General features: G+C 45.4%; 20 protein-coding genes and 2 tRNA genes. 9 read left to right on the forward strand and 13 right to left on the reverse strand.

Translation table 11 applies throughout. The annotated features are described in order from the left end of the window. Positions 1-18: 18 nt before the first annotated feature. Complete coding sequence (locus NE665_RS24780) at positions 19-1,155, reverse strand: anaerobic ribonucleoside-triphosphate reductase activating protein (RefSeq protein ID WP_117442730.1); 1,137 nt, start codon at positions 1,153-1,155, stop codon at positions 19-21. Positions 1,156-1,390: 235 nt separating this feature from the next. Here NE665_RS24780 and NE665_RS16560 point away from each other — a divergent pair, with 235 nt between their 5' ends. Beyond that, positions 1,391-2,467: a metallophosphoesterase gene (locus NE665_RS16560; protein ID WP_117442729.1), complete on the forward strand. Its 1,077-nt coding sequence runs from the start codon at positions 1,391-1,393 to the stop codon at positions 2,465-2,467. A gap of 95 nt (positions 2,468-2,562) precedes the next feature. Here NE665_RS16560 and NE665_RS16565 read toward each other — a convergent pair whose 3' ends face one another. The 3 genes from NE665_RS16565 to NE665_RS16575 all read right to left on the reverse strand — a co-directional run bounded on the left by NE665_RS16565 (position 2,563) and on the right by NE665_RS16575 (position 4,153). Further along, complete coding sequence (locus tag NE665_RS16565; RefSeq protein WP_117442728.1) at positions 2,563-3,666, reverse strand: DUF2974 domain-containing protein; 1,104 nt, start codon at positions 3,664-3,666, stop codon at positions 2,563-2,565. Between the two features lie 317 nt (positions 3,667-3,983). Next, positions 3,984-4,071, reverse strand: a tRNA-Leu gene (locus tag NE665_RS16570). Between the two features lie 8 nt (positions 4,072-4,079). Then, positions 4,080-4,153: transfer RNA gene (locus NE665_RS16575), tRNA-Cys, on the reverse strand. Between the two features lie 475 nt (positions 4,154-4,628). Between NE665_RS16575 and NE665_RS16580 the strand changes: the two genes are divergently transcribed. Both NE665_RS16580 and NE665_RS16585 read left to right on the forward strand, forming a co-directional pair. Continuing rightward, on the forward strand, positions 4,629-5,684 hold the full coding sequence (locus NE665_RS16580; protein WP_117442726.1) for an aminotransferase class V-fold PLP-dependent enzyme: 1,056 nt from the start codon (positions 4,629-4,631) through the stop codon (positions 5,682-5,684). Next, positions 5,681-6,394 carry a phosphocholine cytidylyltransferase family protein gene (locus NE665_RS16585; RefSeq protein ID WP_117442725.1) on the forward strand — a complete coding sequence of 238 codons (714 nt, stop codon included), beginning with the start codon at positions 5,681-5,683 and terminating at the stop codon, positions 6,392-6,394. The genes NE665_RS16580 and NE665_RS16585 overlap by 4 nt, the downstream gene beginning before the upstream one ends. A gap of 158 nt (positions 6,395-6,552) precedes the next feature. Here NE665_RS16585 and NE665_RS16590 read toward each other — a convergent pair whose 3' ends face one another. Next, positions 6,553-7,152, reverse strand: coding sequence for a hypothetical protein (locus tag NE665_RS16590; RefSeq protein WP_117442724.1), 600 nt, complete (start codon positions 7,150-7,152; stop codon positions 6,553-6,555). Positions 7,153-7,336: 184 nt separating this feature from the next. Between NE665_RS16590 and NE665_RS16595 the strand changes: the two genes are divergently transcribed. The 5 genes from NE665_RS16595 to NE665_RS16615 all read left to right on the forward strand — a co-directional run bounded on the left by NE665_RS16595 (position 7,337) and on the right by NE665_RS16615 (position 12,161). Further along, entirely contained in the window at positions 7,337-8,314 is a 978-nt protein-coding gene (locus NE665_RS16595) for an extracellular solute-binding protein (protein ID WP_009269436.1), read from the forward strand. Continuing rightward, positions 8,302-9,087, forward strand: coding sequence for an ABC transporter ATP-binding protein (locus tag NE665_RS16600; RefSeq protein WP_008819009.1), 786 nt, complete (start codon positions 8,302-8,304; stop codon positions 9,085-9,087). The genes NE665_RS16595 and NE665_RS16600 overlap by 13 nt, the downstream gene beginning before the upstream one ends. Beyond that, complete coding sequence (locus tag NE665_RS16605; RefSeq protein ID WP_117442723.1) at positions 9,077-10,663, forward strand: ABC transporter permease subunit; 1,587 nt, start codon at positions 9,077-9,079, stop codon at positions 10,661-10,663. Before NE665_RS16600 ends, NE665_RS16605 begins: the two co-directional genes overlap by 11 nt. 87 nt (positions 10,664-10,750) lie before the next feature. Next, on the forward strand, positions 10,751-11,659 hold the full coding sequence (locus NE665_RS16610) for a phosphocholine cytidylyltransferase family protein (RefSeq protein ID WP_117442722.1): 909 nt from the start codon (positions 10,751-10,753) through the stop codon (positions 11,657-11,659). 205 nt (positions 11,660-11,864) lie between these two features. Further along, positions 11,865-12,161, forward strand: a complete 297-nt coding sequence (locus tag NE665_RS16615; RefSeq protein ID WP_347285931.1) for a DUF1905 domain-containing protein — start codon at positions 11,865-11,867, stop codon at positions 12,159-12,161. Positions 12,162-12,415: 254 nt separating this feature from the next. Here NE665_RS16615 and NE665_RS16620 read toward each other — a convergent pair whose 3' ends face one another. The 4 genes from NE665_RS16620 to NE665_RS16635 form a co-directional block, all read right to left on the reverse strand. Further along, complete coding sequence (locus NE665_RS16620) at positions 12,416-13,117, reverse strand: M23 family metallopeptidase (protein ID WP_233104725.1); 702 nt, start codon at positions 13,115-13,117, stop codon at positions 12,416-12,418. Continuing rightward, positions 13,101-13,760, reverse strand: a complete 660-nt coding sequence (locus NE665_RS16625; RefSeq protein ID WP_117442721.1) for a TetR/AcrR family transcriptional regulator — start codon at positions 13,758-13,760, stop codon at positions 13,101-13,103. Before NE665_RS16625 ends, NE665_RS16620 begins: the two co-directional genes overlap by 17 nt. Positions 13,761-13,943: 183 nt before the next feature. After that, entirely contained in the window at positions 13,944-14,159 is a 216-nt protein-coding gene (locus tag NE665_RS16630; protein WP_178759871.1) for a helix-turn-helix transcriptional regulator, read from the reverse strand. Then, positions 14,156-14,476, reverse strand: coding sequence for a DUF6442 family protein (locus NE665_RS16635; protein ID WP_117442719.1), 321 nt, complete (start codon positions 14,474-14,476; stop codon positions 14,156-14,158). The genes NE665_RS16630 and NE665_RS16635 overlap by 4 nt, the downstream gene beginning before the upstream one ends. Before the next feature lie 362 nt (positions 14,477-14,838). Between NE665_RS16635 and NE665_RS16640 the strand changes: the two genes are divergently transcribed. After that, entirely contained in the window at positions 14,839-15,621 is a 783-nt protein-coding gene (locus NE665_RS16640; protein ID WP_117442718.1) for a PHP domain-containing protein, read from the forward strand. 366 nt (positions 15,622-15,987) lie between these two features. Here NE665_RS16640 and NE665_RS16645 read toward each other — a convergent pair whose 3' ends face one another. The 4 genes from NE665_RS16645 to trxA form a co-directional block, all read right to left on the reverse strand. Next, positions 15,988-16,482, reverse strand: coding sequence for a flavodoxin (locus NE665_RS16645; protein WP_117442717.1), 495 nt, complete (start codon positions 16,480-16,482; stop codon positions 15,988-15,990). 385 nt (positions 16,483-16,867) lie between these two features. After that, on the reverse strand, positions 16,868-18,553 hold the full coding sequence (locus NE665_RS16650; protein WP_117442716.1) for an FAD-dependent oxidoreductase: 1,686 nt from the start codon (positions 18,551-18,553) through the stop codon (positions 16,868-16,870). Positions 18,554-18,555: 2 nt separating this feature from the next. After that, positions 18,556-18,885, reverse strand: a complete 330-nt coding sequence (locus NE665_RS16655; RefSeq protein ID WP_178759870.1) for a rhodanese-like domain-containing protein — start codon at positions 18,883-18,885, stop codon at positions 18,556-18,558. Between the two features lies 1 nt (position 18,886). Continuing rightward, positions 18,887-19,195: a thioredoxin gene (trxA, locus tag NE665_RS16660; protein ID WP_117442714.1), complete on the reverse strand. Its 309-nt coding sequence runs from the start codon at positions 19,193-19,195 to the stop codon at positions 18,887-18,889. Positions 19,196-19,531 lie beyond the last annotated feature (336 nt).

Here is a 19,531-nt window from a genome sequence, read left to right on the forward strand (position 1 = left end):
TTCTTCCTTTCCTTCTCTCTATATACCACGAAGCTCTGTATTTGGAACCTTCGCTTTCGCCAATTTCTGAAACTGCTGCAGGGTTTCTTTATCCCATGCATGCAATCCCTTCCTAATGACATGGTCACTGTCTTCAAAATTTTGCAGATACCAGGCGGCTGCACCATGAAGCCATTCTGCCATATCCTGAATATCCTGAGCCGTATGCAGCTCCTTTACAACCGTTGTACGAAATTCATATGGAATATGTCCTTCCTTTAGATAGGTGATGCTCTCCTGTATACCGCTGAGATCAAGATTACGGATACCGGCTGTTTCTCCATATTTTTGTGGAGCGTTTTTGATATCCATAGCGACGTAATTCACAAGCCCTTCTTCAACAAGCAGCTTTAGCTGATCCGGACTACTGCCATTTGTGTCCAGCTTGATTGCATAGCCCATAGCCTTGATTTTTCGTAGAAATTCTGCGAGCTCCGGATTCAACAGCGGTTCACCTCCGCTGATACAGACACCATCCAGAATTCCTTTTCGTTTTTCCAGAAAGCTGAGCACATCAGCTTCCTGCAGCTCCGGCATGTTTTCTGGCAGAAAGACGAGATCGCTGTTTTGACAGAAGGGGCAGCGGAAATTGCAGCCACCTGTAAAAATCGTACTTGCCATTTTTTGCGGATAATCCAGCAGAGTCAGCTTTTGAATGCCAAACAGCTTAATGCCTGCTTCTTCCTGCTGTTCATATTTCCGGGCATTCTCGCTTAGCTTACTGAGCGTTGCTTCAAACTGCTGCAGCTCCTGCGTACCGATATCCTTGGATAAAAGCTCCCACCACTGCTGACGGATCATGTAGATATCACGGATGATATCCTTAGTCTTGTCGGTGGTATATAACAGTCGAATGCGTTTATCCTCCGGACTGTTTTGTGTTGTTACATAGCCAAGCTCCTCCAGACGGGAGATGCTCTTGGTAATGGTTCCTTTATCAAAGCAGCCCTTTTGTGCAAGCTGCTGCATGTTCAGACCCTCCTGTTCATAGATGAGAATCAAAAACAGAATCTGTGCTGCATTGATGTCGTGTCCGCATAACTTTTTATCATAATATTTCTGTCCGCAGCGGTACAGAATTGAGGTGTTTAAATATAAATAGTTGCTGTTATCCATGTCTTCCCTCCGATGGTTGGCCTTTCAACTATAAGAATGATAGCACACAAAAGTTGAACATTCAACCTTTGTAAAGAATGTAACAAATGAAAAGCAAAGTCATCACAAAAATTTATAAATGTATAAATTGGAAAGGTAATCCTTTCTGGACAAAGAGAAGATTTTTTCATAAAATATTGAATCGATGTAGAGCGCATTCCTGATTTGTGCTAGGATAATAGGGAAGGTGAAGTACATGAGAATGCTGTTGTTTTTACTCCTATGTCTGCTGATTCTTCTCCTTGTGCAGCTGTTCTTCTGGCATACGGTGAAGAAGCTGTATAAGAAAAAGCAGACCCGTTATGTACTATTGACAGTATCCCTGCTTGGCAGCGGTTTTCTGATTTATCGTTTTACTCCGTTCTTTGTGATGTATAAGGATGCGATGTGGAGGCGCGGCGCCCTGGTTATGATACTGAATAGCATATATCTGCCGCAGATGGCAGGCTTTTGTCTGCTTGCTCTGGTGCAAAAGCTGTACTGTAGAAAGCATCACAGGGAATTTCATACAAAGCTCTTTGCTCTTGCATCTGTGATCATGCTTTTGTTTTCCGTATATGGAATCGGGTGTGCCTCCCGTGTTACGGTGCGTTATGAAAGCGTTGAATTGAAGGGAGTGCAACAGAAACAAAAGCTTTTGTATATCAGTGACCTGCATGCAGGAACAACGCTTTCGTCTCCTTATGGAACCATAGAGCGTCTCGCTAAAGATTGCGATATTGTGCTGCTTGGCGGAGATTTGTTTGATGAAGCGACATCACATAAGGATATGGAGGCTTTGTGCAGGATGCTTTTCGACCTGCATAAGGATATTTACTACGCAGGCGGTAATCATGAGCTGTTGCAGAAACAGCGTGGGGAATATGAGGCGATGCTGCGTTCAGCAGGTGTACATATTCTGCAGGATGAATCGGCAGTGGTCAACGGTATCCGGATCATCGGACGAAAGGATAGAGGGGAGGACAGACGCTCGTGGTCTTCACTTATAAAGGGACAACGTGAAGATGTGCCTGTGATCTTGCTGGAGCATCGTCCGAAGGCTGTGACTGATGCCGGTGATGCAGGTTTGCTGCAGCTATCCGGACATACGCATAACGGTCAGATATTTCCCAATACGGTGCTGACAAGGATACCATATCCGAAAGCATATGGCAGCTATGATGTTGGGTATCGTATGCTGGTTTCATCGGGAACGGGTACATGGGGATTTCCGATGCGGGTCGCATCACATAATGAAATACTGTTCATTACAATACAACCAAAGAATACATGAGAATAGCAAAAAAGGAGAAGTCAATTTCAGGATATGATTACTGAAATCTGGATTCTCCTCTTCCTCATTCATATTGAGCACTGCAGCGTGCATAATCAATTCGTCTGTTTTTCATTTACAAGATTTGCTTCAATCGCGTTTTTTGCGCTGGCCATCAGCTTTAGCGTAATATCAGAGAGCATCCTCTTTGTCTGCTTGTCTGTACGGTTCAATGCCTTTAAGATCAGAGCAGTGCTGCGCATTCGATTTTCATTCATCTCTTTAAAGGAAGCGGCATTGGTATTGCTTAAAATCTGAAACACGGCATCTGTGAAGGCTTCTCTCTGGGAGCGGTCAAGCTCACCAATCCAGTGCTTGATTGTACTGTCCAGGATGATGCTTTGCCGATCCACATTATTCAGACGTACAAAATCAGGACCGAGTACCTCCCAGGAATAGGGATCATGCTGCCACAGAGAAATCTGTGTGCTGGAAATGACAGTATAATGCTCCTCATGCTCCATAAGCATACCGACTATACTGGATTGTGGAACAAAGGTTTCTATGCGCTGTGCGATGGAACGATAGCCTGCTGTTTTTAATGTTTCTGCGGAAAATCCAGGCCCATCGTGATTGTAAACCTGCAGGATTCTTCTTTGTACGGCAGTGGTACAGAAGGCACCAGCATAGACTGCAAGATTGCCGCCCTTTGAATGTCCGCATAGGATAATGCGCCGCTTTGGGTAGGCAGCTGCCATAGCTTCCAAATACTGTACCGCTTCCTTCTGTGAAGGAATGGCATCCAGAAAGGTCATATTGAAATCTTCTTTCCAGCCTACAAGTGTATTATCCGTACCGCGATAGGTAATCAGCATAACATCATCCTCCAGCAGACAGGTGAGGGCAGAGAACTGTTTTTCCATAGAGGGATTCAGATGATCGATGTAGCCGCAGAGGATTACCTTGCCATAACGGTTTCCTTCTGCCATTTTATACAGCAGCTGCAGGTCTTCGTTCACGCGATAATGGATATCCTCCGGCCTTGTTTGCTTGAATATTTCAGAGGCGGTCTGGACACATAGCATATTTTGTGCGGCAAATGCCGGCTGCAGACGCAGATAGGATAGACAGCTGCATATGAGAGTATCCACTGCACAGCAGGGAACTGCAGAAAACGTTAAATCATTTCTCCATGTAAGATAATCAAATACATTGCTCATAATATTATTCTCCTGTCGTTTTTTTGGTAGGCTGTCGCTGCTTTCCAAGCATTGCTGAAATCTGATGTGGTCGTTTGCTATCCTGCTTATGTTGAAAGGGAATACCCGTGCACAGAATGGTAGTAAAGTGCAAGGTGCTTATTTTCCACATTTTATGATGGATGAGCGGCAGGGGGAATATGATTCGCATATGACAAGTGCTATAGAAAAGACAGGCATCTTGCTGAATCGTCCCCCGTTCCTTGCAAATAAGGCTCGCAGTGCATTTTCTGATAACTGTATAAAAAAAGTCCTTTTTCAAGGACTGTTTTTCTCAATGGTGGGAACGGTGGGACTTGAACCCACACGGGATTAACTCCCAACGGATTTTAAGTCCGTTGCGTCTGCCTATTTCGCCACGATCCCAACAAAAATGGAGGTTCCGATCGGATTTGAACCGATGATCACAGAGTTGCAGTCTATTGCCTTACCACTTGGCTACGGAACCATTTGAGCTATTCTTTTTGAAACATGTTGCTTTAATATTATACAATAATTTTTAGAAATTGCAATAGGCATTTTGCCTTTTTATAGCTTTTTTTGAGAGATTTTTCAATTATGAATAAAACAGGCATGTTCAGGTGCCATACTTACCGAAATCTATTGCATACTTGTAACCGTTATACTGTGAACAAAAATTTCACAAGCTGTTATGCTTATGCGCATATGAAATGTATACCAATGTTAGCGGAAGAATCAATATCGCATTATACACCATATGCACTGAAATTCTTACCAGCTGTATATTCAGGTGAATTAAAAAACAACGAAAATTAAATTAGGCTACGTCTACGAATTCTCTAATTGTTTCAAAATAGAACGAAATACCATTTATATGAACAAAAAAGATTGAAAATTAAGTTGTATTTTTCCTATTTGCATACTATAATCTAAAATATGAACAAATAACTGGAGATGATACTATGAAACTGTTCACAGTAGGGCCTGTTGAAATGTACCCTGAAACATTACAGGTTAGCGGTACACAGCTGCCGTATTTTCGCAATGATGAATTCTCATCCATAATGAAGGAAAACGAACAACAGCTCCTGTCTTTATGTGGCTGCGGAAAAGGAAGAGCGCTGTTTCTGAGCGGCAGCGGCAGTGCAGCAATGGAGGCGGTAGTTGCCTGCAGCTTTCGCCGACGGGACAAGGTACTGATACTTCGCGGAGGGAGCTTTGGCGAACGCTTTGCACAGCTGTGCAGAATATACGGGATACCCTATGATGAGCTGTGTCTGCAGGAACTGGAGGCATTGCGAAAGGAACACCTGGACGCTTTTTCTCAAAATGAATATTGTGCACTGCTTGTCAATCTGCATGAAACGAGCACCGGACAGCTTTATGATATGCAGCTGCTTTCTGCGTTTACGAAAGCAAAGAATATGTATCTGATTGTGGATGCCATCAGCAGCTTTCTCGCGGACCCGCTGGATATGGACCAAATGGGAATCGATGCCTTGATTCTTTCCTCTCAGAAAGCACTGGCATTATCTTGCGGATTGTCCATGGTTGTTTTGCAGGAATCCTTCTATCGGAATATGATCGAACCAAAAGATGATATCTGCCTGTATTTGAGCTTAAAGGAGCATGCACGCAATATGGAGCGGGGACAGACTCCCAACACACCGGCAGTCGGTATCCTTATGGAGCTTCATGAGCGACTGCAGCATTTACAGGGGGAGGGCTTTGTCCATGAACAGCAGCGAATTGCAAAGCGTGCTGCCTACTTTCGCCGCAGGGTTCAAAGGCTGGGGATACAGCTCCCAAGCTTCCCTCTCAGCAATGCCCTGACGCCACTGCTGTTTAACGGTGATGCGCAAAAGGTTTATCAGTTTCTGATAAAGAACTATGCCATCACATTAACGCCAAGCGCTGGAGCGTTGAGGGACCGTATGCTGCGTGTGGGGCATTTGGGAAATCTGAAGCTGGATGATTATGATGCCCTGTGTGACGGGCTGAAGGAGTATGAAAAATGAAAGCAATCCTAATGGCAGCCGGGATGGGTACCCGTATCGCCACGAAAACAAATGAGCCAAAGTGCTTACTGAATATCGGCAACGGACCTTTGATTCGCCATACGGTGGAGCTGCTGCTGAACAATCAGATCGAGGTATACATCTGTCTGGGCTTTAAGGGGCATTTGATCAGGGAGGCACTCTGTGGGTATCCGATCACATTTTATGAAAATCCGTTCTATAAGGTAACCAACAGCATCGCATCCCTCTGGTTTTCCAGAGAACAGCTGGATGAAACACAGGATCTTCTGCTTGCGAATGCAGATGTTTTCTGGCAGCAGGATATTCTTGATCTTCTGCTCGCAGATGATCACAAAATCCTTTTACTGGCGGACAGCTCGCGCAGATTGAGCGGAGATTATTTCTTCCATTGTGAAAACGGAATCCTGACAGATTATGGAAAGGATATGCCGGAGGCTGAGCGTACCAGCGAGTACGTCGGCATCGCCCGGATACAGAAGCAGGAGATTGCCTGCTTTCGCAAGCAGATGGAGCAGCTCGTCCATGCGGGTGATTACCAGCTTTGGTGGGAAAATACACTATATTCCATGATTGGACAGAAACAGATTCCGGTACGGGATATTGCAGGGCATTACTGGTCGGAAATCGATGTACTTCAGGATTATGAAAATATTCTGGACTATGTGCGTCGCCATCCACAATGTCGGTAACGCCCTCAGCAAATGCAAAGATAGGCGCATATAAATAAAATAAGACTTATCACAGCCAGGTATGAGGTCTGGTCTTGATAAGTCTTTTTTGTGCTGCATACTGACAGCATAATCTGAATAGCACACGCATGCCGGATCGGCATCCTTCGATTGCATGCTTATTTCTTCCGTATATGAAGCTGATTGTCCATAGGAATCGATGCATCCTCCATATCCATATAGTTCATATATGCGTAGGTGATGTTCAGCTTTTTCCCATGCAGCCTGCGATAGTATCGGATATAATCCATCGCGGAAAGATCACTGGTGATATAATTCTTATAATGAAACAGCATGGATACCTCTAGCCGATCACTTGCCTTATGCATGAAATCCACCAGCTCCCCGCTTGTTTTCAAGCCGGTATCCGGCAGTGTCAGCCCCACATCCCTGCTGAAGGTCTTCATATGCAGATAGATGCTGTGATCATAATCGACATGCAGGAAATTACCGACACTCTCTGTGATACATTCCCGATTTGTCTCCATTTTTACATGGGACAGTGGTGCAGCATAGCCTTGTGCACAGGCAATCGGGACAAGCAGATTCGCAGGCAGAAAGCCGATTTGCAGACTGTCATTCTCTTTGATGCGTACATCAATCAGCCACGCCAGATCATCACTCATCAATAGCAGCCGTTCTTCCTTTTCGGTAGCCTGTACGCCGCTTAGCTGCAGCAGCATGCAGAATACCAGCAGAATCGGCAGTTTATGCTTCATAGAACTCCTCCTTTCCTTTTTCTAGTATACGTCAGGTGAAAAAGGGTTATACAAAACTTGCGATATGTTCAAATAGCATCGGAATTGTTGCAAAATTGTAATGATGAAATGCGAAAATAAGATTGAAATGTTTTCTTAATGTGATAAAATGGGTACTACATGAACAAAGATAGGGTTGAGGTGTATGAAAAAGCTGATTCTTGCCATGGTTGTGATCACCATGGCTTTACTCGTGAGCATATCCAATGAGCAGAATACGATTATCGTCTACTCCTCCATGGAGCAATTTCGTGGAGAGGAGCTGCAGCAGCAGCTGAATGAAAAATTTCCGGATTTGCATGTCATGGTCATGTATGTATCCACCGCCAAGGCTGCGGCAAAAATATCTGTGGAGCAGGAGCAAAGCGACGCGGATATCGTCGTTGGTCTGGAAACCTCCTACATGGAGAAGATTAAGGATCAGCTGGCAGATATCAAGGGAAAGAGCCGTCTGCAGTATTTGGATGGTCTGGCACCTAAGGATCACGGCAATGCGTATGTGACCTGGGAACGACAGGCAGGTGCCTTTATCATCAATACGGATGTATTGAAAAAGCATAAGCTTAGTGAACCGAAAACCTATGAGGATCTGCTGGATCGCAAATATTATAATCTGATTGCCATGCCAGACCCGAAATCGAGCGGCACCGGCTATTTCTTCTACAAGAATCTGGTGAATACCATGGGAGAAGCAAAGGCTCTGGCATATATCGATCAGCTGGAATTCAATGTCAAGCAGTTTACGGAATCTGGCAGCGGTCCGATCAAGCTGCTCATTCAGGGCGAGGTCGGCATCGGCTTGGGACTGACTTTTCAGGCGGTCAATCAGATCAACACCGGCTCTCCCTTTAAAATCATCTATCCCAAGGAAGGCTCGCCCTATTCTCTGACGGGCACCGGTCTGATGAAGCGTCATGCGGATGATCCCGATGTACAAAGGGTGTTTGATTTCATCATCAACGATTTCCTGTTGTATGATAAGGAGCACTTCTCACCGGAGGCTATCCTGAAGGATCAAAAGAATACGATACAAAATTATCCGACACACATTCCGTATGCCGATATGAACGGCATCGAGGACATACATGAAAAAGAAAGGCTGCTGGACTTATGGAAGTATTAGAAAAAGAAAAGCTGATCGTTCGCGATCTGTATAAAAATTTTGATGGCAAGGATGTACTGAAAACGATATCCTTCACTGTGCATGAAGGGGAATTTCTAAGTGTGCTGGGGCCCAGCGGCTGCGGCAAGACAACGCTTCTGCGAATCCTGATCGGACTGGAACAGCAAACCAAAGGGCAAATCCTGATGGATGGGGAGGATATCTCCCACTTGAAGCCGAGTGAGCGAAATATGGGAATCATATTCCAAAACTATGCACTGTTCCCCAATATGACCGTACTGGAAAACGTGGAATATGCATTGAAGCTGCGTTCGGATAAAAAAGCGGAAAGCCGAAAAATCGCCTTACAGACACTGGAAGCGATCGGTATGAGCGATCAGATCAAAAAACGCCCCTCCCAGCTATCCGGCGGACAGCAGCAGCGTGTGGCAATCGCCAGAACACTGGCGCTGAATCCGAAAATCATTTTGCTGGATGAGCCGATCAGTGCACTGGATGTCAGCATGCGCGAGGTCATGAAAAAGGAGCTGAAGGACATTCAGAAGCGCTTTAATTCCACCATGATCTTTATCACCCATGAACAGGAGGAGGCATTTTATCTGTCCGATCGCATCATGGTTATGAGTGAGGGAAACATCGAGCAGATTGATACACCGCAGAATATTTATCACCATCCGGCAAACCAGTATATCATCGACTTCGTCAATGCGCATCTGGATGGCAAGCTGGAAAGTCTGTGTAAATGTACGGGGAAACAGGTCTATGAACAATAAACGCTATCAGGCTTCCCGTGTCCTCGTTGCCCTTTTTCTGTTTTTCTTTGTCATCTGTCCGCTGATTGCCCTGCTGGTAAACATCGATGCCAAGGATATTCAGAAGGTACTCACATCCCCGCAGTTTCAGCCAATGGTGATCAACTCGCTGTGCACCACCATTCTGGCAACCCTGTTATCCGTATCCCTGGCCTTTGCACTTGCCTGGTTTATGAACCGTTCCCATATCCGGCATCGCTCTGTTTACACCATGCTGTTCACACTGCCGATGCTTATCCCCTCCATCTCCCATGGGATGGGGCTGGTACTGCTGTTCGGTGATAACGGCATCATATCCAATCTGCTGCATATGAAATTTTTCCTGTACGGGTATGTCGGTATCATTCTTGGCTCCATTCTGTATTCCTTTCCGGTTGCCTTTTTGATGCTGAACGATACCTTTCAATATGAGGATTACACGACCTATGAGGCTGCCAGTGTGCTTGGCTTATCCAAGCGCCAGCAGTTCTTCACCATCACGCTGCCCAATATCAAGGGGCCTTTGATCAGTGTTGTTTTCTCAGTCTTTACGATGATTTTTACCGATTACGGCGTACCGCTTGTCGTCGGCGGGAAATCCATCACCCTTCCGGTATATATGTATCGTGAGGTCATTGGACTTCTGGATTTTTCAAAGGGAGCCATTATCGGAATCCTGCTATTGATTCCTGCCGTTATCGCTTTTGTCCTTGATTTGAAAAATGAAAATAAGGGCAGCAGCTCCACGGTAACGCGTTCCTATCAGATTGCGCCGAATGCGAAGCGTGATCGTATTGCCCATATCGTTTGTATCGCCACGGTTGTCTTTCTCTCTTTGCCGCTGATCACCTTTGCCGTGCTTTCCTTTGTCAATCACTATCCAACCGATCTTTCTTTGACACTGGACAATATTATACAGGCGATGGATCTCGGCGTTCGTATGTATTTGAAAAATTCGCTGGCGATTGCAATGCTGACATCCATGGTCGGCGTCTGTCTGACCTATTTAACAGCCTTTATGACAGCCCGTAATGCATCGCAGCTATCCAGCCGCGTTTTGCATCTGGTGTCCATGATATCGCTAGCCATACCCGGTGTCGTCCTCGGTCTGAGCTATGTGCTCTTTTACAAGGGAAGCTTTCTGTATGGCGGTATTGCGATTCTGGTGCTTGTCAACATTACGCATTTCTTTGCCAATCCTTATCTGATGGCATACAATTCGCTTCAGCAGTTTCACAGCAATCTGGAGGATATCTCCGCAGCAATGGGGATTTCCCGCTTCCGTATGCTGAAGGATGTCTATATTCCCTGTACGAAGGGAACCATTGTAGAGATGTTCAGCTATCTGTTTGTCAATTCCATGGTGACGATATCCGCAGTATCCTTTCTGGCGAATTTCCGCAATATGCCGCTGTCGCTGCTCATACCGCAGTTTGATTCGCAGTCACTGATTGAGGCGACCGCCTTTATCTCTGTTGTGATTTTGCTTGTCAATCTGATTGTGAAGCTGCTTGTATATGTGGTGAAAAGGAAGCTGATCAAGGATCATGAGGCTTAGCAGGAGGCTTCCTCCTATGTATTTCGATATTTGCAAAACCGCTGTACTCTGCTATAATGATAAAAGCGCTGTAAAGGAGATACGTATATGAACCTTACATTAAATCAGTTTGAAACCCTGGTGTATATCGAACGCCATCAAAACGACAAATGCACCCAGAGAAGACTGGCAAAGCAGCTGGATCTTTCTCTCGGTGTCATCAATAAAACCCTGACGGAGCTGCAGGACAGCGAAGTGATCAAAACCAGAGGAAGCTCTATGTATGATGTTACCCTCAAGGGCTATGAGGTACTGGAGCCCTATCGAGTGAAGAAGGCAATCTTTCTTGCGGCCGGCTTTGGCTCCCGCATGGTACCGATCACCCTGAATACACCCAAGCCCCTTGTTCTGGTACATGGAAAGCGCATCATAGAAACCCTGCTGGATGCTGTCGTGGCTGCGGGTATTGAGGATATTACGATTGTGCGTGGCTATCTGGGGGAACAGTTTGACGTACTGCTGCACAAATATCCGAAAATCAAATTCATTGAGAATCCGCTGTTTAACGAAACCAATAATATTTCCAGTGCCTATCTGATTAAGGATATGATGTGCAATGCCTATGTGCTGGAAAGTGATCTGTTGCTGTACAATCCGGAAATTATTCGCAAATATGAATATACCACCAATTATTGCGGTATCAAAATGGATGTTACCGATGACTGGTGCTTCTATACCCGAAAGGGCTACATCAGCAGACTTGCAGTAGGTGGCAAGGACTGTCATCAGATGGTGGGAATCTCCTTCTGGAATAAGGAAGACGGAGAGAAAATGGCGAAGGATATCGAAGAGGTGTTTAAAATGCCGGGTGGTAAGGAAAAGTATTGGGATGAGGTGGCGTTGCGTGAAAAGCTGTCCAATCACAAGGTAATCGTAAAGCCTGTCCGCCAAGAGGATATCGTGGAAATCGATACGTTCAAGGAATTGAAGCAGATTGATCCCATCTATAATGTTTAACGAAGAGGAATTTCACTAGGAAAAAAGCGTTCATTACGATAAAGGATGCAGGAGGCTATTCCATGCATTGCATGCCTCTGGAATAAGAGGAAGCCAGCACTGTCTCCTGCGTGAAGAATGCCTTACCAAAGGAACTTCCTTTTTCTCTGCTTCGGAAATGAACAAATCATATCCAATGCATAAGCGCTGTATAGCTGAACAGGATATGAACGGAAAGGTTGTGTTGGAAATGAATCCTAAAGTCTATGAATTTGATGCTGTGCTGCAGAAAGTTGATGGTATAGATGGTGCCTATATCGAGTTTCCATGGGATGTAAGGGAAGAATTTCAAAAGGGAAGGGTCTACGTGCATGCGACATTTGACAATGTAGCATATGATGGCTCCCTTGTCCGCATGAAGACAATACGCCATATTTTGGGTGTGCGTAAGGATATCCGTGCACAAATCGGCAAGCAGCCGGGGGATAGCATCCATGTTACCATACAGGAAAGAAGCCGCTGAGGAAGTAGACTCCATAGCGGCTTTTTGTGTACGTAACGCAGGAAGAAAAACAACCCGCTTCATATGCAGTTGAATATCCCATAGGAAATAGAAAGCAGGATTTTCATGGGAAGAGGAATCAAGTATCCATGTGATGTTTATAACAGGAGGCCAGGGGAATGATACTTCCTGGCTTTATCTTTTAAGGATACAATCAGAATGGAGTCGACTAGAAGGAATGACGTGTGCTTCTATACCCCTTTGCGTTACCTGATCTATTTGCTTTCATCTGAGGGCATATATCGTATGCGCTGCTGTGCCGTGGGGATGCCCTCGCATACCGTATGCCATTGTTCGTTTTCAAACACCTCATATTGGATAAAGGCGCAGGGAAGACCATTCGCATGCAGAAAATCAGCACTGTCCATGAGCTGGAAATGAAGATGGGGAAACATGGAATTACCGCTGTGTCCAATGCTGCCGATGCGGTCGTTTGTCTGTATATGTTGTCCCTCAGAGACCGCAATCGAATTTGGCTGCAGGTGACAGAAGGCGGCATAGACCGTATCTGTATACTGAATTATGACTGCATTGCCGGCTATGTCACTTATTTTTTGATTTTGCTTGAGACGGCTATTTTTAAACGCTCGCAAAGCATCTGTGAATAGGCGGGCACGCGGTCTTTCTTTGCAGCCATCCATCACATATACAACCGTTCCATCACACGGAGAATATACAGGCTTTCCATAGCAATAGCACGCAGAGATTGGGACGCCGAACAACAGGTACTGAAGCACATGGGAGCGATAGCAGGGATGAGTGCTTCTATTCCAATCCAGCTGCAGAAAATCATAGGCATATCTGGTAGCAAACGCATTCGTTCCATGACTGGGTATGCGGCTTCCCGGTGTATTGGGCGTATTCCATTCACCTGTTAAAGGAAAATGCATAAGAACTGGCTTATTCATCGTCTGCATGGGGAGCCTCAATTCCATTGTCCTTATACATGAGCCTGCGCAATCCCATGAAAAATATGTCCAAATCTTTTTCAAGGGAGGAAATGCAAAGCTTTGCAGGCTGCATGGTCCTGATTTTATCCAGCATTAAGTCCTGAAATCCCTTGCAGGAGCAATATAGGATTTGTATACATGTTGCATCTTCCTGCGGCAGTAGAAACAGGCTGCGATCGTATTGTTCAAATAGATTAGGGCAGTCCTCCGTCTTCCGCTTTATCAGCTTTTGCTGGATATCTTCATCAAATAGCTGGATATCCATTCCTGCACTCATTTTGAAAAAATCAAATACCCATGGGTATGCATACAGCAGCCGCAGCTGGATCAGATATGCGCCATGAAGCCGTTTGATCAAGTCGGGCTCTGTACGATCCAGCTGTCTGTAATACTCCTTGTTCAGCAGATCTGAAAAATACTCATAGACGAAGAGAAATAGCTGTTGTTTGTTACCGACGTAGTGAAACATAAGCGGCTTGGAAATTCCGGCGTCCCTTGCAATTCTGTTTGTAGAAGCCTGCTCATAGCCAACCTCTGCGAACTCTTTTAATGCAGCGTTTAACAGCGCTTCTTTTCGCTGTTTCTGAAGCTGTGGTGCGTTTGCGGGCATCGATAGTCCTCCTTACATGGATTTATCTAATAGGTCAATACCATCACAGCATCATTTACCTGTAAGGTCAACACTTTGCTGCGTTATCCCGCAAAGCCTATAATAAAAAAGAAAAGGAAGCAGTTTCGACACAGCGCGCTGTGGAAAAGCCTCCTTTGCATACGTAATAAATTGTGGAGGATATCAAGCTTCCTCAAAATAGAACAGGTCTTCAAATTTCCAATCAAGAGCAATACACAGAATGAGGGCAAGCTTGGCGGTCGGATTAAATTGCCCTGTTTCAATCGAGCTGATGGTGTTGCGTGAAACACCGACAAGCTCCGCCAGCTGTGTCTGGGATAAGTGCATGGCACAACGGGCCTGCTTCAGCCGGTTGCGTAGAATCAGCTCTTCCTTCAGCATAACAGTTTCAACAGAAATAGAATCAGGAACAGGAGGAACAGCATTGTGTAAAAAATGGAAAGCAGCAGCTCATGCCGTTTTTTCATGAGGCGATATTTCATAAAAAACAGTGTGCATAATATGCCGAAATAGATCAGCCAGCTTCCCAAACTGAGCTGTCCAGTTACTGCGACCTCCATAACTGCGACAAAACAGCACAGCAGCATACCGACCTTTGCTGCTACTTTGCTTGCTTTTTCAAGACTTTGCAGCTCCATGATATCCATTCCCTTGTTTTCATTTCTGCTCTTTGCGAGTATCTCTTCTTTATTCATCGGGTATTCCACCTTTCCTGCCAAGCATACTTGGTATAACAAGTATATCATACCAAGTTTACTTGTCAATAGAGATGACAAGTTTTCTTTGCATTTATGTAGGGCTACTTTGCTTGGAGTAAGACATGAAATGAAGCAGCAGGACAGCCACTATGCATCGCACGCTCAGAAATACCGCAAGTGCTGTACTTGGACAATGGTGAGCATGTCTTTTTTGCTGACCTTTGATACGTTGCAAGAGGAGAAGGCCGATAGTTCCTTCCTGCATTGTTTTTTCATTGAAATTCTGCTAGAATGCAGATAGCGTTACCTGATGATTCCATGACTGTGGAGTCATCCTATATATGCATAAGGAGGCCCCTATGAAATATTACGATCAGCACGTACATTCCAATTTTTCCTTTGATTCCGGTACAGAGCTTTCGGACTATCTGAAGTATGCCAAAGGACATTTAGTGACAACAGAGCATGTGGATTTGGAAAATTCCGCCAACGGCTTTCAGGACAGCTGGATGGATTATGAACGCTATAGCACCTATCTTAAGACATTGCAGAAACAAACGGATATCCGGCTGTTACGGGGTGTTGAAATTGGCTGGCTTCCCAGACATCATGCGCAGCTGATGGCCTGGCTGCAGAATAAGCAATTTGATATCATCCTGCTCAGCATCCATCAAAACGGTTCCTTTGATTATATGGATGAGGAGGCCAGACAGCATGAAATTTCCTATATACTGCATTCCTATTTCCAACAGATGCTAGCGGCTGTGCAAAGTGATCTTCCTGCGAATGTTCTCAGTCATTTTGACTATGTAAGCCGGATACAGGATGTTGATACGGACACGTTTCTTGCAATCGCTCATCCGTATATGGAGCAAATATTTCCGGAAATGATCAAACGCAGCATCGCTTTGGAGCTGAATACCCGCAGTATGTTTCAGTATGGGCAGCTGCCTTTATATGAAACCGTGGTTGACTGGTATAAGCAGTTGGGAGGGGCAATGTTTACGATGAGCTCAGATGCGCATAAAGCAGAAGCCTATGCCTTTCATTTTCATGAGGGAAGGGAATTTCTGCGACGGCATGATATTTCAAAGCTGACGGTTTTTCAAGAAGGTAAGCCTTATATGATAAACTGGGAATAGACCTTGTGAGGCTAGTGGATCTAAATAAAAATATAATAAGTCTTGTTTACATCCAATAAGGTCTAATCTCTTCTGAGACTAGTGGATCTAAATCTGCATGGGAGATTTTTCCGGGCACACCAGAGCAGTCTAGTCTTAGTGAATCTAAATAAGACTGCCGCAATCTCTACCTCTTTACAGTCATTGCCCATCCTGCTTTCAAGTAGCTTCATCAGCTCATGAAGAAAAGGATAGCTGGACTGCTAACCTGTGCTGTCCTGAGCCAAACAAAACGAGATTTCGCATACTCAGAAATTCTGAGGGTTGAAATCTCGTTTTCTTATTCTAACCGATATGGATATAATGCTAAGCCTCTATGTTTCTCTACTATATAGAAGCAGGCCTTTCGCTTATGGTTTTGATCCAGGCGGAAAGCTCTTTCTCTGAAGCGCCTGCACGAAGCAGCTGTCCGTCCTTCACGTCTGCTCCCTTTGCGAGTGCGGCTATATGACGGGCGGAATCACCGAGTCCGCTGCCGCCAGAGGTGGCAAAAGGAACGATGGTCTTGCCATGGAAATCATAGGTCTCCACAAAGGTATCGATAATCGATGGCTCCCGATACCACCAGATAGGAAAGCCAATCAGGATCAGGTCATACTGCGCCATATGTTCAACCCTCGTCTGGATCGCAGGGCGAGAGCTTTGATCACTCATTTCCACTGAGCTTCTGCTTTGGTTATTCTCCCAATCCAAATCTGCAGCTGTATACGGCAGCTCTGGCTGAATTTCAAACACATCAGCCTTCATAAGCCCTGCGAGCCTTTCTGCCACCTTTTTTGTTGTACCGCTTGCACTGAAGTATGCTACTAAAATTTTCTGCATCATGTTGCCTCCTTTATGAGCTGTGCTGTCATCATCACATCCCTACTATACAACCTGGAGTTCACTATAGGTCAAGTAGAAATAGGAAAAAAGCTGCTTTATTATGGAAAAAGCTATGACCTACAGCCATACGAGCCGATAAAGCTCTTTGATCGAAAGCATAGACGGATACAGAATAGTAGGCTGTTGCCATAACGAGCTGTTGGAGCATTGCTGTTTTTATTCGTGCTTTCATGCTGTATTTCGCAGGGAAAAGAAAAATCGCATGGGAATCTCACATGCGATGAAATTCTAGGCTTCTCCTCGATAGCTGAAGAAAGGATACAGGACGCATATCGTGAATCCTTTGAATCGAAGGGAAGCGGGCGATACAATTCGAGACGACCTATGACAGCTTTGCCCCGCAGATGCCATGCAGGGAGGAATCCACAGGCTGCTCCTTCATCATGACTGCATACAGACGATACCCTCCGGCAAGATGTGTCGCTGAGAAGCCATGCTGGGTCAGCATTCTTGCGGCCAGATAGCTTCGCAGACCGCTTTGGCAAACCAGATAAACCTCCTGCCCCTTATCAAGCTCATGCAGCCGCTCCCGCAGCTCATCTATCGGAATATGGCGGCTTTTGTCAAGGTGTCCGGCCGCATACTCATCCTCCGTGCGTACATCGATGATCTGTGCATGTGCATCCAGTCTGGCAAAATCCTGAACATGCAGCTGCTTAACCAAACCGGCCTGTATATTCTCCGCGAGAAAGCCTGCAATATTGACAGGATCCTTGGCTGAAGAAAACGGGGGAGCATAGCTTAATTCCAGCTGGGCAAGATCTGCAATCTGCATATGTCCGTGAATCGCTGTCGCAAGTACGTCAATGCGCTTATCCACTCCCTCAAAGCCGACAATCTGTGCGCCCAGCACCTCTTTGGTATCCGGCTGAAACAGCAGCTTGATGCATAGATTTTTCGCATCAGGATAATAGGCAGCATGATGGGGAGCATAGGCGAAGACCTTTTCATAGGGGATATTGGCCGCCTGTGCAGCTGCTTCATTCAGACCGGTCATGGCGATGCTCATATCAAACAGCTTAAGAATACTGGAGCCCATTGTTCCATTATAGGCGATGGGCTTTCCGCAGATATGATCAGCAACCAGCCGTCCCTGGCGATTGGCCGGTCCGGCTAATGCGATATAGTCTTCTTTGCGGGAAACATAATGTTGTATGGCGATGGCATCACCGATGGCATAAATATCCTCATCGTTTGTCTGCATCTGTTCATTAACAAGAATTGCCCCGCGCGCATTCACGGAAAGTCCGCATTCCCTTGCCAGTGCGCTATCCGGTGCTACACCAACTGCCAGTATCACCATATCATAGCACTCTTTATGTTTTGTAAACTGCACATCAATTCCATCCTCATGATCGAAGAAGCCCTGTGCTGCGGTATGCAGACACAACCGGATTCCATGATCCTTCAAATACTGATGGACCTCTGCCGCCATATCTGTATCCAGTTGTGCAATCACATGCTCCGCCATGTCCGCAATCGTTACCTGACAGCCGGCATGAACAAAATTTTCTGCCAGCTCCACTCCGATATAGCCGCCCCCGACAATCAGGATGCGTTTCGGGGTATGCATTTGCAGATAGTCCTTTATTGCAAAGGTATCCGGTATATTGCGCAGGGTGAAAATACGCGGACTATCAATTCCCGGCAGCTTTGGTCGTATCGGCTTTGCCCCGGGAGAAAGAATCAGCTTGTCATAGCTTTCCCAATAACAGCTGCCATCCTTTTGTTTGATTTCTATCTGTTTGGTATCACGCAGAATACGGACTGCCTCACTGTTTATTCGTACATCGATGCGAAGTCGTTTATAAAAGCTCTCAGGTGTCTGCAATGTGAGCTTTTCTGCAGCCTGAATCACATCACCGATATAATAGGGAAGCCCGCAATTTGCATAAGAGATATGCGGTCCCTTTTCCAGCAGAATGATCTGTGCATGTTCATCTAATCTGCGCAGGCGTGCTGCAGCACTTGCACCTCCGGCAACGCCGCCTACAATTACAATTTTCATATCTACCTCACCATCTTTCCATTCCAGTGCATGATACCACCCAGGTCTGTAACCTGCTCATAGCCATATTTTTTCAGGGCGATCACTGCACGCCGGCTTCGGGAGCCGCTTTGGCAATATACCAAAATCCGTGTTTGCAAATCCGGTATTATCGCATGAACGGTTTCCATCTGCTGCAGAGGCAGGTTGATGCTTTCCGGCAGATGTTTCGATGCGTATTCCTTCGGCGTTCTGACATCCAACAGACAAATGGACGGCTCTTTCTTTTTCAGCAATAAACCTTCCTCGATCGACATTGCCATAGCCTGCTGCCGTTGCTTGAAAAACAGCATACTATTCTCCGATCCAGGACTTGATCTGTCCCAGACTGTGATAGCCGCTGACACTTCCCTGTATGGACCCATCCCGCATGTATACGAGTGTTGGAATGCTCATAACCTGAAACATGCCTGCCAGCTGCGGCTCCTCATCAATATTGATTTTCACAATCTTCGTATGCTCCGCCTCTTCGCTCATCTGTTCAATGATTGGCTTCAGCATCTGACAGGGACCACACCAGTCCGCATAAAAATCAATGAGCACTGGCTCTCTGCTGTCCAGTACTTCCTCTTCATAATTACTGCTTGTTACATGTATTGTCATTATCATGACCTCCTTGCTTTATCTTACGTACAAAGCATACCGCTGGCGAACAAATACTTCCGTGACTTTATCACACACAAGAAAAAGCGCATATACTTGTTTACGATCTGTGCCAGCAAAGGAAGGAAGCTAGAAAAGGAAACAGCGATGTCTTGTGCAGAACCAGAACGATTTACGCCTTATCTTTTTCCTATAGCAAAAAAGAAAAGGCTGAAGTGAAAAGTTAAATTCCACTTTCAAAAGGCGAATAAAAAATGTGGAACTTTCTTCTACAGAAGTCTATACAGAGCATAAATATAGCGTTAGAAAGGGTTTCAAATAGGTAGAAGTAAGTAA

This window comes from Clostridium sp. DFI.1.208, from assembly GCF_024463855.1.
Lineage (GTDB): Bacteria > Bacillota_I > Bacilli_A > Erysipelotrichales > Erysipelotrichaceae > Clostridium_AQ.

Excerpts from the sequence above, each read along its gene's own strand:
- NE665_RS24780 (WP_117442730.1), bottom strand. The coding sequence starts at position 1,155 with ATGGATAACAGCAACTATTTATATTTAAACACCTCAATTCTGTACCGC.
- NE665_RS16560 (WP_117442729.1), top strand. The coding sequence starts at position 1,391 with ATGAGAATGCTGTTGTTTTTACTCCTATGTCTGCTGATTCTTCTCCTT.
- NE665_RS16565 (WP_117442728.1), bottom strand. The coding sequence starts at position 3,666 with ATGAGCAATGTATTTGATTATCTTACATGGAGAAATGATTTAACGTTT.
- NE665_RS16580 (WP_117442726.1), top strand. The coding sequence starts at position 4,629 with ATGAAACTGTTCACAGTAGGGCCTGTTGAAATGTACCCTGAAACATTA.
- NE665_RS16585 (WP_117442725.1), top strand. The coding sequence starts at position 5,681 with ATGAAAGCAATCCTAATGGCAGCCGGGATGGGTACCCGTATCGCCACG.
- NE665_RS16590 (WP_117442724.1), bottom strand. The coding sequence starts at position 7,152 with ATGAAGCATAAACTGCCGATTCTGCTGGTATTCTGCATGCTGCTGCAG.
- NE665_RS16595 (WP_009269436.1), top strand. The coding sequence starts at position 7,337 with ATGAAAAAGCTGATTCTTGCCATGGTTGTGATCACCATGGCTTTACTC.
- NE665_RS16600 (WP_008819009.1), top strand. The coding sequence starts at position 8,302 with ATGGAAGTATTAGAAAAAGAAAAGCTGATCGTTCGCGATCTGTATAAA.
- NE665_RS16605 (WP_117442723.1), top strand. The coding sequence starts at position 9,077 with ATGAACAATAAACGCTATCAGGCTTCCCGTGTCCTCGTTGCCCTTTTT.
- NE665_RS16610 (WP_117442722.1), top strand. The coding sequence starts at position 10,751 with ATGAACCTTACATTAAATCAGTTTGAAACCCTGGTGTATATCGAACGC.
- NE665_RS16615 (WP_347285931.1), top strand. The coding sequence starts at position 11,865 with ATGAACGGAAAGGTTGTGTTGGAAATGAATCCTAAAGTCTATGAATTT.
- NE665_RS16620 (WP_233104725.1), bottom strand. The coding sequence starts at position 13,117 with ATGCAGACGATGAATAAGCCAGTTCTTATGCATTTTCCTTTAACAGGT.
- NE665_RS16625 (WP_117442721.1), bottom strand. The coding sequence starts at position 13,760 with ATGCCCGCAAACGCACCACAGCTTCAGAAACAGCGAAAAGAAGCGCTG.
- NE665_RS16635 (WP_117442719.1), bottom strand. The coding sequence starts at position 14,476 with ATGAATAAAGAAGAGATACTCGCAAAGAGCAGAAATGAAAACAAGGGA.
- NE665_RS16640 (WP_117442718.1), top strand. The coding sequence starts at position 14,839 with ATGAAATATTACGATCAGCACGTACATTCCAATTTTTCCTTTGATTCC.
- NE665_RS16645 (WP_117442717.1), bottom strand. The coding sequence starts at position 16,482 with ATGCAGAAAATTTTAGTAGCATACTTCAGTGCAAGCGGTACAACAAAA.
- NE665_RS16650 (WP_117442716.1), bottom strand. The coding sequence starts at position 18,553 with ATGAAAATTGTAATTGTAGGCGGCGTTGCCGGAGGTGCAAGTGCTGCA.
- NE665_RS16655 (WP_178759870.1), bottom strand. The coding sequence starts at position 18,885 with ATGCTGTTTTTCAAGCAACGGCAGCAGGCTATGGCAATGTCGATCGAG.
- trxA (WP_117442714.1), bottom strand. The coding sequence starts at position 19,195 with ATGACAATACATGTAACAAGCAGTAATTATGAAGAGGAAGTACTGGAC.